The sequence below is a fragment of the Bradyrhizobium sp. P5_C12 genome, assembly GCF_054049735.1.
Window position 1 is genome coordinate 20027 of the sequence record NZ_JBFULU010000014.1, and the last position, 15375, is coordinate 35401.

General features: G+C 64.2%; 15 protein-coding genes. 3 read left to right on the top strand and 12 right to left on the bottom strand.

The genetic code is table 11. From position 1 onward, the window contains the following. Nucleotides 1-2: 2 nt before the first annotated feature. On the bottom strand, nt 3-776 hold the full coding sequence (locus ACXJMY_RS14945; protein ID WP_456620109.1) for a helix-turn-helix transcriptional regulator: 774 nt from the start codon (nt 774-776) through the stop codon (nt 3-5). A gap of 107 nt (nt 777-883) precedes the next feature. On the opposite strand from ACXJMY_RS14945, the gene ACXJMY_RS14950 reads away from it, so the two are divergent. Continuing rightward, the gene (locus ACXJMY_RS14950; protein WP_456620110.1) at nt 884-1963 is read left to right on the top strand and encodes an alcohol dehydrogenase catalytic domain-containing protein; all 1080 of its coding nucleotides are present in this window, start codon (nt 884-886) and stop codon (nt 1961-1963) included. Nucleotides 1964-2090: 127 nt separating this feature from the next. Here ACXJMY_RS14950 and ACXJMY_RS14955 read toward each other — a convergent pair whose 3' ends face one another. The 11 genes from ACXJMY_RS14955 to ACXJMY_RS15005 form a co-directional block, all read right to left on the bottom strand. After that, on the bottom strand, nt 2091-2795 hold the full coding sequence (locus tag ACXJMY_RS14955; protein WP_456620226.1) for an ABC transporter ATP-binding protein: 705 nt from the start codon (nt 2793-2795) through the stop codon (nt 2091-2093). 7 nt (nt 2796-2802) lie between these two features. Then, nucleotides 2803-4083 (bottom strand): lipoprotein-releasing ABC transporter permease subunit, encoded by a 1281-nt coding sequence (locus ACXJMY_RS14960; protein ID WP_456620111.1) that lies wholly within the window; start codon nt 4081-4083, stop codon nt 2803-2805. 73 nt (nt 4084-4156) lie between these two features. Further along, nucleotides 4157-5476 carry a proline--tRNA ligase gene (gene proS / locus ACXJMY_RS14965; RefSeq protein WP_456620112.1) on the bottom strand — a complete coding sequence of 440 codons (1320 nt, stop codon included), beginning with the start codon at nt 5474-5476 and terminating at the stop codon, nt 4157-4159. 151 nt (nt 5477-5627) lie between these two features. Continuing rightward, nucleotides 5628-7190: a copper resistance CopC/CopD family protein gene (locus ACXJMY_RS14970; RefSeq protein WP_456620113.1), complete on the bottom strand. Its 1563-nt coding sequence runs from the start codon at nt 7188-7190 to the stop codon at nt 5628-5630. Then, the gene (locus ACXJMY_RS14975; RefSeq protein ID WP_456620114.1) at nt 7190-7720 is read right to left on the bottom strand and encodes a YcnI family copper-binding membrane protein; all 531 of its coding nucleotides are present in this window, start codon (nt 7718-7720) and stop codon (nt 7190-7192) included. Before ACXJMY_RS14975 ends, ACXJMY_RS14970 begins: the two co-directional genes overlap by 1 nt. 20 nt (nt 7721-7740) lie before the next feature. Beyond that, complete coding sequence (locus tag ACXJMY_RS14980) at nt 7741-8154, bottom strand: hypothetical protein (RefSeq protein WP_456620115.1); 414 nt, start codon at nt 8152-8154, stop codon at nt 7741-7743. A 20-nt stretch (nt 8155-8174) separates the two neighbouring features. Continuing rightward, a complete protein-coding gene (locus tag ACXJMY_RS14985) occupies nt 8175-8696 on the bottom strand; it encodes a copper chaperone PCu(A)C (RefSeq protein ID WP_456620116.1) in 522 nt (173 codons plus the stop codon). Nucleotides 8697-8724: 28 nt separating this feature from the next. Next, nucleotides 8725-9225 carry a TlpA family protein disulfide reductase gene (locus tag ACXJMY_RS14990; protein WP_456620227.1) on the bottom strand — a complete coding sequence of 167 codons (501 nt, stop codon included), beginning with the start codon at nt 9223-9225 and terminating at the stop codon, nt 8725-8727. Further along, nucleotides 9222-10433 (bottom strand): exo-alpha-sialidase, encoded by a 1212-nt coding sequence (locus tag ACXJMY_RS14995; RefSeq protein ID WP_456620117.1) that lies wholly within the window; start codon nt 10431-10433, stop codon nt 9222-9224. The genes ACXJMY_RS14990 and ACXJMY_RS14995 overlap by 4 nt, the downstream gene beginning before the upstream one ends. Nucleotides 10434-10459: 26 nt before the next feature. Next, the gene (locus ACXJMY_RS15000) at nt 10460-12865 is read right to left on the bottom strand and encodes a TonB-dependent receptor family protein (RefSeq protein WP_456620118.1); all 2406 of its coding nucleotides are present in this window, start codon (nt 12863-12865) and stop codon (nt 10460-10462) included. 84 nt (nt 12866-12949) lie between these two features. Continuing rightward, nucleotides 12950-13324 carry a DUF2946 domain-containing protein gene (locus ACXJMY_RS15005; protein ID WP_456620119.1) on the bottom strand — a complete coding sequence of 125 codons (375 nt, stop codon included), beginning with the start codon at nt 13322-13324 and terminating at the stop codon, nt 12950-12952. Nucleotides 13325-13803: 479 nt separating this feature from the next. Here ACXJMY_RS15005 and ACXJMY_RS15010 point away from each other — a divergent pair, with 479 nt between their 5' ends. Continuing rightward, complete coding sequence (locus ACXJMY_RS15010; RefSeq protein ID WP_456620120.1) at nt 13804-14208, top strand: globin; 405 nt, start codon at nt 13804-13806, stop codon at nt 14206-14208. Nucleotides 14209-14351: 143 nt separating this feature from the next. After that, complete coding sequence (locus ACXJMY_RS15015; protein WP_007610940.1) at nt 14352-15374, top strand: sugar ABC transporter substrate-binding protein; 1023 nt, start codon at nt 14352-14354, stop codon at nt 15372-15374. Nucleotide 15375 lies beyond the last annotated feature (1 nt).

Genomic DNA, 15375 nt, shown 5'->3' on the forward strand with positions numbered 1-15375 from the left:
GCTCACACCGGCGTGTAGATCACGAGCTTCAGCGCCGGATCGTCGTTGGCCTGAAAGCTCGTGTGCTCGAAATGCAGCACGCCCAGGGTGGGATGGGACATGGTCTTGCGGCCCGAGGCGGTGCTGCGGATTTCGTGCGCCTCCCACCATTTGACGAATTCCGGGCTGCCCTGCCGCAGCCGCGTCAGCAATTCCGCGAAAGCGGGATCACCCGCCCAGACGTCGTGGGTGGCGCGGAACATCGCTACCATGCCCTTGGCGACATCCGCCCAGCCCGCGCCGTAAGCTTTTCGTGTCTGCTTGTTGGTCATCATCAGGAGCAGCGTGTTGCGATCCTCCTCGGCCAACCGGCCGAATGCAAACACCTGCTCGGCCGCGGCGTTCCAGGCCAGCACGTCCCAGCGGCGCCCGACGATGTAGGCCGGATGATCGAGGCTCTCGATCATCCGCCGGATCGGCGGCGGCACGATCTCGCGCGTGAACGCGCGCTTGTCGCCGTCACGGGCCAGTGCCTTGAGATGCGCATGCTCGGTCTTGCTCAGCCGCAGCGCGCGGGCCAGCGCATCGACGGTGGTGACCGACGGGCTGACGGTGCGGCCCTGCTCGAGCCGGATGTACCAGTCGACGCCGATGCCGGCGAGCTGCGCGACCTCTTCGCGCCGCAGGCCCGCGGTGCGCCGCCGCCGGCCCGCGGGCAGCCCGACGGTTTTCGGCGACAGCTTTTCGCGGCGGGACCTGAGGAAGTCGCCGAATTCGACGCGACGGGGGTCGGCCATGATGAATGCCCTGATGGAGGGTCCACGGAATACTAGGATAATACCAGGCCTTCATGCGCCTTCAAAGTGGATGCATATGCCATTCACCGCAATATGAGGTGACCGCCATGAAAGCCGCCGTACTCAAATCCTTCGGATCGACGCTTGCGATCGAGACCGTCCCTGCCCCCGTGCTTGGCACCGGCGAGGTGATCGTCGACGTCGTCGCGACCCGGGTGCTGTCCTACATGAACGAAGTTTTCAGCGGCGAGCGCAACTATGCGCTGGATCTGCCGATCATCCCCGGCCCGGGCGGCATCGGCCGGGTGCGCGCGATCGGTCCGGATGCGACCAAGCTCGCGATCGGCGACTGGGTGTTCTGCGACCCGACGGTGCGGTCGCGCGACGATGCGGTTGCGCCCGACATCGCCCTGCAAGGATTAACGGCCGCCGGTCCCGGCGGCATGCTGCTGCAAAAGCATTTTCGCCATGGCTCGTTTGCCGAGCAGATGCGGGTGCCGACCGAGAACGTCAAACCCCTCGGAGCGATCACGTCCGAGGAAGCCACGCAATGGTGCGCGCTGGGGACGCTGCTGGTGCCCTATGGCGGCTTCCTCGCCGCCAACCTCCAACCGGGCGAAACCGTGCTGGTGAGCGGGGCCACCGGCAATTTCGGCAGCGCGGCCGTGTCGGTCGCGCTCGCGATGGGCGCCGCCTGCGTGGTGGCACCCGGCCGCAACGACAAGATCCTCGCCGACCTCGTCCGCCGCTTCGGCGAACGGGTAAAGCCGGTGAAGCTCTCCGGCAATGAGAATGACGACCGCGAGAGCATGATGCGCGCGGCATCCGGGCCGATCGACTGCGTGTTCGACATCATGCCGCCGTCGGTGAGCACGACCGTCGTGCGTGCGGCCATCATGACCGTGCGCGCCTACGGCCGCGTCGTGCTGATGGGCGGCGTCGGCATGGCCGGCGGCGCCGGCCTCGACCTGCCCTACCCCTGGATCATGCGCAACTGCATCTCCATCCACGGCGTCTGGATGTATCCGCCGGATGCGGCGAGCCGCCTGATCGCGCTGGTACGATCCGGACTGTTGCGGCTCGACGAATACGAGACGACGGCCTTCGACCTCGACCACGCCAACGAGGCGGTGGCGCACGCGGCGGCCAATGGCGGGCCGTTCAAATTGACGGTGATCCGGCCGTAACACCGCTCCGCTGCGGCGATGCGCCGCCGCAGCGGATTTGCTGGATATATCAAATAGCTGGAACGCGTCACCCCGATCGTAGCCGGCAGGGGCCGGCTACTGTGCATGGGGTTGTTTTCGCATTTTTTTAGTCGAGCTCGACCACCTGGCCGTTCGACAGCGAGACGCGCCGGTCCATGCGGCCTGCGAGTTCCATGTTGTGGGTCGCGATCAGCATCGAGACCCGGGTCGCCTTGACGAGCTGCATCAGGGCCTGGAAGACGTGGTCGGCGGTGTGCGGATCGAGATTGCCGGTCGGCTCGTCTGCGAACAGCACCCGCGGCGCATTGGCGACCGCGCGCGCGATCGCGACGCGCTGCTGCTCGCCGCCCGACAGCTCGGCGGGACGATGCGTGATGCGGTCGCCGAGCCCGAGATAGCCCAGGATCTCCTTGGCGCGCTTGACGCTCTCGGACTTCTTCAGGCCTCGGATCATCTGCGGCATCATGACGTTCTCGAGCGCCGAGAACTCCGGCAACAGCCGGTGCGACTGGTAGACGAAGCCGATATCGGTGCGGCGCAGCTGGGTGCGTTCGATGTCGGGCAGTTGCGATGTCGGCGCGCCATTGACGTAGACCTCGCCGGAATCGGGCGCCTCGAGCAGGCCTGCGATGTGCAGCAGCGTCGATTTGCCGGAGCCCGACGGCGCGACCAGCGCGACCGATTGGCCCGCCCACAGCGCGAGCTTGGCGTTGTCGAGGATCGTCAGCGCCGCCTCGCCCTGCAGGTACTGCCGCCTTATCTCGTGGAGATAAATGACCGGTACATCTTCCGCCCCCTGCTGCTGCTCCATCAGCCCCTCACTCATACCGCAGCGCTTCGACGGGATCGAGGCGCGCGGCGCGCCAGGACGGATACAGCGTCGCGAGGAACGACAGCGTCAGCGCCATGATGACGACCGCCGTGGTCTCGCCGACGTCGATCTCCGCGGGCAGTTTCGACAGGAAATAAAGCTCCGGCGAGAACAGCTCCGTGCTGGTGAGCCAGGACAGGAATTGCCGGATCGATTCGATATTGAGACAGATCACCAGGCCGACGAAGAAGCCAACCAGCGTACCGACCACGCCGATCGAAGCACCCGTGATCAGGAAGATCCGCATGATCGAGCCCTGCGAGGCGCCCATCGTGCGCAGGATCGCGATGTCGCTGCCCTTGTCCTTCACCAGCATGATCAGGCCGGAGACGATGTTGAGGGCGGCGACCAGCACGATCATGGTCAGGATCAGGAACATCACGTTGCGCTCGACCTGGAGCGCGTTGAAGAAGGTCGAGTTGCGCTGCCGCCAATCGACCAGGAACACCGGGCGGCCCGCGGCCTCCGTCACCGCCTTGCGGAAGGCGTCGATCTTGTCGGGATTGGTGGTGAACACCTCGATCGAGGTGACGTCGCTGCTGCGGTTGAAATAGGCCTGGGCTTCCGCGAGCGGCATGAAGACGAAGCCGAGATCATACTCGGACATGCCGATCTCGAACACCGCGACGATCTTGTAGGGTTTTATGCGCGGCGTCGTGCCCATCGGCGTCACCGCGCCCTTGGGCGCCACCAGCGTGATGCTGTCGCCGGCGTGCAACGACAACTGATCGGCCAGGCGCCGACCGATCGCCACGCCCTGCCCGTCGTCAAACCCGTCGAGCGAGCCCTGCTTGATGTTCTTGGCGATCGAGGTGAGGTTGTTGAGGTCATCGGCCCGGATGCCCCGAACCAGCACGCCCGAGGCATTCCAGGGCGAGGACGCCAGCGCCTGGCCGTCGACCACGGGCGCGGCAAGGCGGATGCCCTGGACCTGGCTGATGCGCTCGGCGACGTCCTTCCAGTCGGTCAGGGGCGACTCCAGCGGCTGAACCAGGATATGGCCGTTGAGGCCCAAAATCTTGTCGAGCAGCTCTTTGCGGAAACCGTTCATCACGGCCATCACGATGATCAGCGTGGCCACGCCCAGCATGATGCCGAGAAAGGAGAACCCGGCGATGACCGAGATGAATCCCTCCTTGCGGCGCGCCCGCAAATAGCGCGCCGACAGCATCCACTCGAAGGGCGCAAAAGGCGCGGTCTGCACGGTCTCGGTCATGGTTTCATCCATCGCTCGATAATCCCATGATTCGGGGTCAATTGTGGCCGGATTGGCGGCCTCGACATCGCGCGATGAACAATATTCAGCCGAGCAGGCGGGCGACCGCATCCGCAGGCGACATCGTCTCGCGCGAGCCGTCGCTGCGCCGCTTGAGCTCGACCTTGCCGTCGGCGAGGCCCTTCGGCCCGATCATAATCTGCCAGGGGATGCCGATCAGGTCGGCGGCGGCGAATTTGGCGCCGGCCCGCTGGTCGGTGTCGTCATAGAGCACGTCGACGCCCTTGGCGCCGAGCTCGGCATAGAGCTTCTCGCAGGCCGCATCGACCGCGGCATCGCCCTGCTTGAGGTTCAGCACCACCGCGCGGAACGGCGCCACCGCCTCCGGCCATTTGATGCCGGCATCGTCGTGACAGGCTTCGATGATGGCGCCGAGCAGGCGCGAGACGCCGACACCGTAGGAGCCGCCATGGATCGGCACGTCGACGCCGTCGGGGCCGGCCACCAGCGCCTTCATCGCCTCGGAATATCTGGTGCCGAAATAGAAGATCTGGCCAACCTCGATACCGCGGGTGTTCAGCCGCTTGTCTTCGGGCACTTCCTGCGCGAAGCGCGCGGCGTCGTGAACGTCCTCGGTGGCGGCATAGACCGACGTCCACTGCTTGATGATCGGGGTCAGATCGCCGTCATAGTCGACATCCTCGCCCGGCACCGGCAGGTCCAGCACGTCGCGATTGATGAAGACGCCGGATTCGCCGGTCTCGGCGAGCACGATGAATTCGTGGCTGAGGTCACCGCCGATCGGCCCGGTCTCGGCCCGCATCGGGATCGCCTTCAGCCCCATCCGCGCGAAGGTGCGCAGGTACGCGACGAACATCTTGTTGTAGGCAACGCGCGCGGCCGCTTCGTTGAGATCGAACGAATAGGCGTCCTTCATCAGGAATTCGCGGCCGCGCATCACGCCGAAGCGCGGACGCTGCTCGTCACGGAATTTCCATTGAATGTGATAGAGATTGAGCGGCAGGCTCTTGTAGGACTTCACATAGGCGCGGAAGATCTCGGTGATCATTTCCTCGTTGGTCGGCCCGTACAGGAGCTCGCGCTTGTGGCGGTCGGCGATACGCAGCATCTCCGGGCCGTAGGCGTCGTAGCGGCCGCTTTCGCGCCAGAGGTCGGCGAGCTGGAGCGTCGGCATCAACAGTTCCAGCGCGCCGGAGCGGTCCTGCTCCTCGCGCACGATCTGCTCGATCTTCTTCAAGACGCGGAAGCCGAGCGGCAGCCAGGCATAGATGCCGGCCGCCTCCTGCCGGATCATGCCGGCGCGCAGCATCAGCCGATGCGAGACGATCTCCGCCTCTTTCGGATTTTCCTTCAGGATGGGCAGAAAGAACCGCGACAACCGCATGGCAACACTCTGGGAATCAGTGATCGCCTGCAGTGAAAGCGGATTGGGAGCGAAAACACAAGACCGGGAATGAGGAAAAGCCGCTAAGGCGGCGGAATTCCTGTCATTTTTCCGCTGCCTTCACGTTCAACGTGAACCGCACCGGCGCGCCTTAAGGCAGCCCCACATCGAGTTCGTCCTCCAGCGTGACCTTCTCGAAATCGGTCACCAGCGCGTCGATCCGCACATGCCACCGCCCCGCAAAAGGAAGCTCGACCTTCCGCACGTGCCAGTAGCCGTCCGGCCCGAGCGAGGCGCCCCGCTCCATCGGCTCGATGCCGCGCTCCGGCAGGCTCAGGGTCAGCGTGACCTCCTTCGCGATCAGCGGCGTCGCCTCGCCGGTCATGAGCTGGAGCACGAAATCGTCGACGCCGGCTTTCCCAGGAGACACCAGAACCTGGAACATCGCCTTGTCGGAATGGATGTGGATCGCCAAAGGCGTCTCGGGAACGATGGTCCGCGGCGGCGGCGTGAAACGCCAGCCGGCGACGACGGCAAGGATGACCAGCGCAATCGCACCTTCCAGCAGGATCGAGCGCTTGAGCGCGGGCGTCCCCTTCTCGTCCCGGGCCAGCGCCGGTGTCAGCCTGAACCGATTGAGCGCGGCAAGCGCCAGCAATCCTGTGACCAATACAAGTTTGATCGAGAGGATCAGTCCGTAGCGGGTCTCGACCAGCGCGACCGGCTTTTCGAGCTGAACGGTCGCGAGTGCGAGGCCGGTCAAGGCCAGCACGCCGACCGCCAGCGCAGCGATGCGGGAAAAGCGGTTCACGACGGGAAGCGCCGCGATCGTCGGCCTCGACACCAGCGCGACCAGCGGCGCGAGAGCACCGATCCAGATGGTGACGCCGAGGCCGTGGAGAAAGATCGCCGGCCGGGTCAACGCCTCCGGCGGGGCCGTTGCAGCGTGCCCGGTCATGGCAAGCGACAGACCGACGCCGACGAGCGCGATGATCGCAAGGGCGCGCGCATACCATGCGCTGCGCAGCGCCATCAACCCGAGCAGCATCGCAGCAATCGCAACCAGCAGCGCGGGGCCGGCGCTGGTCGCGAACGCGACCTTCCAGGGGGCGGCCGTCGCGAGTGCAACTGGCGGCAGCCCGAGAAGATCGAGGCCCAACACCCCGAGAGAGACAGCGGCGCTCGGAATGCCGATGGCGAGCGCTACACGCGGCACGGTCATGCCCGTCGTCGACCACGCAATCCAGCGCGCAAAGAACACGCCGCCGACACCGACGAACAGCCCGAGATAAAGACCAACCCGCGCCAGCCAGATCAGCACGTTCAACCCGCGATCCGCATTGGCAGGAGGTTGCGTCCCCGTCGGCGTGCCGATCGAGAAGATCACCGATCCCGCGACGGGATGCCCGTCCTGCGAGATCACGCGATAGCTGACGACCGCCGTGCCCTGCGGCAGATCCGGCGGCATCACGACCGAGATGGTCTCGCCCGACGCGCTGACGCGCGCATCGTCCCGCGCCCTGCCCGCGCCGTCGATCAACTGGATTGCGCCCGGCGTCACCGCCTCGTTGAAGCGCAGCTCCACCGCCTTCGGCGCGCTCGCAAGCATGCTGCCGCTCGCCGGCTCGACTGCGACGAGCGCGGCGTGCGCCGACGCGCCGGTCGTGAAGCCGACAACGCAGAGGAGTGTCGCGAGCGCGGCGAGAAGGCGCATCAGGGCTTTGGCAGGAGCTTCACGCCCGGTGCCGGCGACTTGCCCTCGGACTTGCCCTCGTGCGAATGCCCTGCCCCTTCCACCGGGATTTCGATCCACCGGCTGACGCCGGTCTCGCACTCCTGGACGACGGGGAAATACAGCGTCGTGTTCGGCTTCAGGCCGCCGGTGAGGAAGCTGCTGATGACGAACTCGTCGTAATTGTGATCCGGCAGCTTGCCGCCGGACCAGGCCACCTCCTTGACGCCGGAAGAGAGCTTGTTGCCGTGATAATCGTACTCATTGGCATATTTGCCTTCGACGACATCGACGCTCCAGCCCGCCTTCGGCATCGGCTTCACCGCGATCACGCCTTCCGGAATCTGCACCCTGATCTTCACCGTGGGCGAACCCGCGCAGCCGTGCGGCACGGCGAAGACGGCCTTGTAGTACGATCCGACTGTCGCCTGTTTGGTCTCAAGCGTGATATGCGCCGCGGCCGGCGATGCGGCGAGCGCCGCGATCAGGATCAGGCAGGATCTCTTCGACATGTTCGGCCCCTTCGACATCATCATTTGATCAGGATCGGCGATTCCACGCTGACATGATCGGCCTCGGAGATCGAAATTCCGAGACCTAGCATCCAGCGTCCAGGCGTTAATTGCGCGACCTTCACATGCCAGCTGTCCTCGCCGTCGCGCGAGGCCTCGACCGGCGCCAGCTTCCTGCCGGTCTGCGTATCCACGAGCGTCACCGACACGGCCTTGGCCGAGAGCGGCGTCTCGTCCGTCGTTTCCAGCTGGATGGCGATCTCCACCGGGCCGGCGCGGCCCGGCGAGACCGTGACGTTGGCCATCGCCTTCTCGGTGTGCAGATGGGTGAAGAAGCTGTCGTCGTCGGTCGCCGCCGCAAGCGGTGTGACGGCAACCGACAGCAAGGCGACCACTGCGAGCGCAAGGCCGGCGAGGATTCGAGGCGAGGTCATGTGAGACTTGATCCGCTTCATCACATCTTCATTCCCGAATGATCCGGCATTTTCTTCATCATGTGTCCGGCGTCGCCGGGCGCCTGCGCACCGACGCCCTGGACGTCGAGGGAGACGGCGACCTTGCCGGCCTTCTCGAACTCCAGCGTCACCGGCACCTTGTCGCCCTGCTTGAACGGACCTTTCAGTTCCTGAAGCATCAAATGATTGCCGCCGGGTGCGAGCTTCACCGTCTTGCCGGGATCGATCGCAAGCCCCTTGTCGAGCGCACGCATCTTCATCACACCGTTGTCCATCGCCATCTCGTGAACCTCGGCCTTCCCCGCGATCTCGGCGGAAACGCTGACCAGCCTGTCGGCCGCCGTCCCCTTGTTCTCGATGGTCAGATAACCGCCGGCGACCTTGGCGCCGCCCGGCGTTGCCCGGCTCCACGCCTGCGAGATGACGAGATCGCCGGCCTTGACGTCCTCGGCCACCGCTGGTGCTGCGCAGAGCGCGAGAGCGAACGCTGCGAGCAGCACATCTTTCAACATGGTCTTCATATCGGTATTCCCGTTTGCAGATTGAATTTCAGTGTGTGGCGAGCTGTTGGCCCGACCATTTTTCGAGATCGGCTATCTCGGCCGAGCCTTCGATCGTCGTGATGGTCCCGTCCCGCGAGATGAGCATCGTCCTTGGAATGTCGCCCTGCCAGGCAGGATCGATCTCGAATCGCAAACGCTCGACAAAACCGTCGCTGAAGATGAAGTTCTCGGTCGACGACAGCCCCGCCTTGTCGAGCATCGATTGCGTTGCTGCCGGCAGGTTCGGCACGAGATCGGCGCTGATCGTGACCACGTCGATCCCGGGATGGTCCTTCGCAAACTGCCCCAGCAATGGCAGCTCAACCTTGCAGGGTCCGCAGGTCACGCCCCAGAAATGCACGAGCGTTGGGCGGCCCGCATGCCCCTTGAGAACGCCTTGCCAGGTGCCGCGCTCGAACGGTTTCAGGGCCGGCGACGCTGCTCCCAGCGTAGCCGCTGACGCGATCAGGATACCCAGACCCAGAATGCCTGCAAATCGATGTCTCATGGCTGGTCCTCGATTGCTGTGAGCCGATAGCCATCCGCCTTCGTCATCCATGACAAATAGACCCGTCGGCCATCGGAAACGAGCATGGGATGATCGGATGTGTCGGTCGTGCTCGATATCGTCTTCGTCGGCGACCACGTCTCGCCATCGTCGCGGGAGATCGTCATCTGGACCGAGGTCTTCTCGCCGTCGAACTCCTTCCAGACCATCACCGTTCCCGCCGCGCCTGCGAGCACGTAAGGACGCGTCGGATTGCGGCCCGGCTGCCCCAGCGCCATGGGCGCAGAGAAGGTGCGACCTTCGTCGCGCGAGTGGGCGTAGAACAGTCCCTTCCGCGCCTTCCCGTTCGTGTACCAGGCGACGTGATAGGTCCCGTTCGGCGCAACCGTCAGGCTCGGCCCGTGATGCGGGCAGGCGTTGATCTGCCAGTCGTCATCGCTGACCCGATGGATTTCGGCCGGCGTCGAGACGTCGGTGAAGGTCATGACCGCGTGATCGCGCACGCCGCCGTCAAAAATGTTTCTGAAGATCACGGCCGGCCGCCCCGGCGCCGCGAATGTCAGCCCCAATCGGCAGCATTCGCAGGTGTTGTCACGCGCGAGACTGGCCTCGGCGTAGGTGGCGCCGCCATCGCGCGACGAGGCGAAGAACAGCCCTGCTCCCTCGTACTTCCGTCCCGCCTCCTTCGCAGGAACACGATTGCGCTTGTCGAGCCAAGCCGCGAACACCGTTCCGTCCTGATCGAGCGCCAGCGCCTCAAACCGCTGGCTCTCATTGTTGGCGGTGATGGGCTTCAGCTCCGCAAAGCTCTTCCCATTATTAGCCGAGCGCGTATAGAGCACCTGGCCGTTGAAGGCCTCATCCCTGAAGATCGAGAATGCGACGGCGATGCCGCCCTTGCGATCGACCACGATCTTCGGCCGCGCATCCGGCCCCCAATCAAGATTCAGCCTCTTCGTCGTAACCTGGCTGGGCGTCGAGAAGCTGCGCCCTGCATCCTGCGAACTTGCGACGGAGACCTGCCCGCCCGCCATCCAGACAAGCCACAGCGTCCCGTCCGGACCGAAGGCCGGCGTCACCTTGCTTGCACAACGCAGCGTCGGCTCTTCGCACGCGGCTTCGGATGCATGCTGACCATGCATCTGCGCCAGCGCCAGGCCCGGCAGGAGCGCGAAAGCGACTATCCCGAGCAAGCCAGTTCGGACCATGGCCCTACTCCCTTCGAGAGCCCGCATCATCTGAACGCCACCTTCATACCTGCAACGAACAGGCGCGGCGAGCCCGCGTAGATCGATCCAGTCGTGTTTGCGAGCACGCTCGCAGGATTTTGAAGGCCGGCCGCCGTCACCGTATTGGCGATGTTGTTTGCCGAGGCAACATAGGTGCGGTCGAACACGTTCCTGACTTCGAGAAACAGGTTCAGGGATCTAAAGGTGTCGGACACCAGGTCGGTCTTGTAGTGGACGTTCACATTGACCAGTTCGTAACCCGGCGCCTTCAGCAGATTTGCATTGTCCATGTAGAAGGAGTCCTTCCACTGGACCTCCACGAAGCCTCCAAGGCCAGCCAGCGGCCCGGCAAACTCGTCGTAACCGACCCGGGCCGTCAGCTCGTTGGGCGAGATGCCGGGGATCTTGTTGCCGGCCCGATTGAAGCTGAACACCGCGCCATTGGTGATGTTCTCGACATACTCGGTGTAGACCTCGTCGAGATAGGTGTACGCCGCCGTGAACCGCCAGCCCGGATAGAACTTCCAGTCAGCCGCGAGCTCGATGCCGCGATGCTCCGAGCGCGGTGCGTTGAACGTATAGCTCGTGTTGGGTGAATTGACAGGCGTTGCCTGCGATACGAGTTCGTCGCGGAAGAACTCGTAGAAGCCGGTCGCGCTGACCTTGAGCGTGTTGTTCGGTGTCCAGTCGAAACCGAGATCGTAGCCCAGATTTTTCTGGGCCTGGAGCTGTGTATTGTTGCCCGACAGCCCATTCGCCAGGACAAACAGGTTCGAAACCTGCGGCGTGCCGTATCCCGTGGCGACCCGTCCCCGGAACAGCCACTCGTTGTTGAGATTGTAGAGCAGCGCCAGCTCTGGTGCGGTATTTTGAAACTGCCGGTCCGCGGTCGTTGGCGTTGTCGTGGTGATGCCAGTGGGGCCGGCGTACGAATAAGCCGTATTGATGCCCTTGAGGAGGGTTGTCTCCCAACCGACGCCGGCGACGGCCGTCAACGAAGTGGTCAGCTTGAGCTCTTCCCGGGCGCGAACACCGTAATTGGTCGTTTCGCTGTAGAGATTGCTCGACAGCCTGCCGAGCGTCGCGTTGCCGCCCGGCATCACGTTTCGCGTGTCGCTCGACGCCGTCAGCGTATTGTAGAAGGCGCCGAAGAACGCGGTCGATTCCATCCCGAGAATCTCACCACGCTTGGTCAGATCGCTCATGTAATTGTACGACGGAAAATCTCCGATCGCGCTGGTCGTGCCAGTCGGCTGGTTGATGTTCCTGTCGTCGAAGACGAACTGGTTGCGCCAGGTCGTGGTGTTGTCGAAATCGTGCTCCCACCGGCCACCGACGATGGTTCGGCGGTCGTTGCGGCCGAGCCCAGCCTGCACGGCCGTCTCCTTGTCGGTTCCGGCGGTTGCATTGAAGCCGTTGTTGAACAGCGTGACCGTTCCGCACCCGGCGGCGGCCGTGGCACCGGTCGCGCAGCCCTGCTGGAACGGGTTTTGATAGTACTGGTTCAGCGACTGCCGGATCGGCAACCGCGTGCTCAGGTCATTGTTGATGATCTTGACCGTGAAGCGGTCGTCCGGCGTCGCCTTGAATGTGCCGAGGAAGTTGACGGTCTGTGTGTTGAACCAGCTGTTGCCGATATAGCCGTCGCCCCGCACGTCGCTTGCGAATAGTGAGCCCTCGAAGTTCCCGACCTTCTTGCCGGCCGCCAGATAATTGTTGAGGTAGCCGTAGCTGCCGCCATCGACGCCGTATTCGACGCCGTCGATCGTGCCGCCCGGGCGCGTTCGAAAATTGAGTGCGCCGCCGGTCGCATAGTTGCCGTAGAGCGCCGACGAGGGGCCGCGGATCACGTCGATGGCGCCATAGGCGTGCGGATCGATCAGGTCGCTCCGCGACAGGCCGTCCGGCTGGGTCACCGGAAAGCCGTCGTCGAAGATCACGAGATTACGGATGCCAAAGCTGTTCCGGGCGTTGGATCCACGAATCGAGATGCCGAAATCGCGGGGGCCGTTCCCCTGCTTGACCGAAATACCCGGACTGTCCCGCAAGACGTCACCGACCGAAAACGCGGGGCGGTTGTCGAACTGACTGCGATCGATGGTCGTCGAGGTCTGACCAGCCGGCGACCGATTGAGATCGTCCCTTGCTGCGCTCGCCGTCGCTGTCCTGTTTTGGGTCGGAGCGCTGACGGTTGCGTTCCGTGCAACGGGCCTGGTCGAGTGACCCGCGGAAGCAGAGCGAGGTCGCGATGGCCGGATTACCGGCTTCGGCTTGGCCGCCGCGGGCGCATCGACCGTCACCGGCGGCAGCGCTCGGTCGCTGGTTTGTGCGAAAACGCCGCTCGACGACGCGAGCAGCGCGGCCTGGACGGCAACGACGCTCACGCCACGGCGGGCATGACAACGTAACATGGGGCATCCCTGACGCCGGCATCATCGCCGGCCAATTGACAGCATCAATCGCCGGCGGACGTGCCGCGGCGACACCGAGGGTCGTCAGGAAAAGTGGGGAGGCCCGCGCGCCTGGGCGCTTGAGCCCTTATGGGTGGCGGCTACGGATACATCGGCCGCATGCCACACCACTTGTTCGGCGTGGCGGAAGGGAATCGAGAGTGCGGCCTGCGGCGGCGAATCGAAGGACGCGTTGGCCTGCGCCAGGCAACATAGCGCGCACGCACCGGCATGCGCGGTCGGCGTGCCCGTCGGATCGGTCTGGCCGCCCTGGTCGCTCGCGCTGTGACAGATGATGGCGGTCTGGAGCGGATCGGCAACGGTCTGGCCCGCCGCGAGGCAGGCGGCAATCGGCGCCAGCACCTGCATCACCAGGGCGAGCAGGACGATGGGTAGGAATTTTTGCAGCCTTGCGCGCATCCGCCGAACCGTTCGTTCGTCTGCTAACTAAACACCGCGCCGGGGCTGAGTCGAGGTCCGTTCCGCCGCCTTCTTGGCCCGGAACAAATGACCGGAAAACTGTGCTCGGGGCGCCCCACCCGGGAGGACATCCGGCATTTGAGGCAGCCGAACCGCCTCGGCTTTCCACAGATTTCTTATATTTGTCATATAGTTACACGGTAAGCAGCCCGATCATTTCGTCAGCTGCTCTAATTTTGAACAATCGTTGCCGAAAATGATGACAAGTGAGAAAAGTTGATCTAGCATCCCTCTTGCTCAGGCTCGCCGCGAGGTCGAAGTCTGGTGGTCCAAGTCTCGGGAGGAGCCCCTGGCGCGCAAAACGCAGCGTCGCCCCGTCAATCAAGAGCAAATCTTAGAATCGGGGATAATAGGGTCGACACAATTTTCGAGCGGGGCTAGGGCCCCGCTCTTTTTTTGCGCGCGTGGCGACAACGCCGATGAATCCCTCCTCCAATCCGATCGAACAGAGTTTTGAACTCGCGGCGGCGCGCTGCACGGATCTCACGCCGCACATTTACCAACGTCTGTTCAGAGAGCATCCCGAAACCCAGGCGATGTTCCGCTCGCAAGGCAGCGATCTCGTGAAGGGATCAATGCTCGCGCTCACGGTCGAGGCGATCCTCGACTTCGCAGGCGAGCGTCGCGGGCATTTCCGGCTGATCGCCTGCGAAGCCGCCTCGCACGATGGCTATGGCACGCCGCGCGACCTGTTCATCGCCTTCTTCGCCGTCATCAGGGATACGCTGCGCGATCTCCTCGGAGATGAATGGTCGCCGGAGCTCGCGCGCGCTTGGGATCGACTGCTCGCCGATATCGACGCCTTCGCCGGCATTCCGGCCTGACGCTTTGCGCTGCACCAACGCGGCCCGCGGCGATTTCCCGCGTGATTGCAGATTGGGTGGCGTGAACTTCTCGATTGTGAGAGACTTTCCGCATCGGTCGCGCAATCAATGACGCGCCGACGAAAAATTTATGGGAGCGAGCGATGTCCGGGACGAAAGATTTCTCGACGACGAGGCGCGATCTTCTTCAGGCGGCAGCGACCGCCGGCGCCGCAACTGCCATCCTCGGCAGCATGGGCATAAACCCCGCATTGGCAGCCGAGGTCGGACGATCCGAGAAGCCGCTGAAGGCGGCGTTCTCCAATGCGGGCCTCCAGGCGACCTGGTGCGCGCAGGGCAAGCAGGCCGCGGAATTCTGGGGCAAGCTGTTCAATGTCGAGGTGACCTGGTTCGACGGCCAGCTCGATGCGGTCAAGCAGCGCGCGGCGATCGACAACATGGCCTCGCAGAAATGGGATTTCGTCGCGATCCAGGCGTTCGGCATCGGCACCCTCACCCAGCCCGTGCAGAAGATGATCGACGCCGGCACGCCCGTGATCGACATGGACACGTTGATCGCGCCGCTCGACCAGATCAACGTCCACTCTTTCCTCGCTCCCGACAACGAGTTCATGGGCGCTTCGGTGACGCAGGCGCTGTGCAACGCGATGGGCGGCAAGGGCAAGATCATCATGACGCAAGGTGCGCTCGGCCATACCGGCGCGCAGGGACGTGCGAAAGGCTTCAACAACGTCGTCAAGCAATTCCCCGGCATCGAGGTGCTCGACACCCAGCCCGCCGACTGGGACGTCTCCAAGACCGCGCGGCTCTGGGAGACCTACCTGACCAAATATCCGCAGATCGACGCCGCGTTCTTCCACAATGACGACATGGCGCTCGCCGCCGCCAACATCATGAAGGCGCGAGGCCGCACCAACATCCTGATCGGCGGCGTCGACGCCATGCCCCCGGCGATCCAGGCGGTGAGCGAGGGGCGCATGTTCGCGACCGTGCGCAATCCGTCCTGCCGCATCCATGGCGGCGCGATCATCGCGGGCGTTTCCGCCGTGGTCGGCGGCGAGAAGAGCGGACAGGGCATCCCCAAGAACGTCGTCACCGACGGCCCGGTCGTGACCAAGGCCAACGCCGCCGGAATGCAGTGGATGCAGGATCATTTCCTGATCTGAG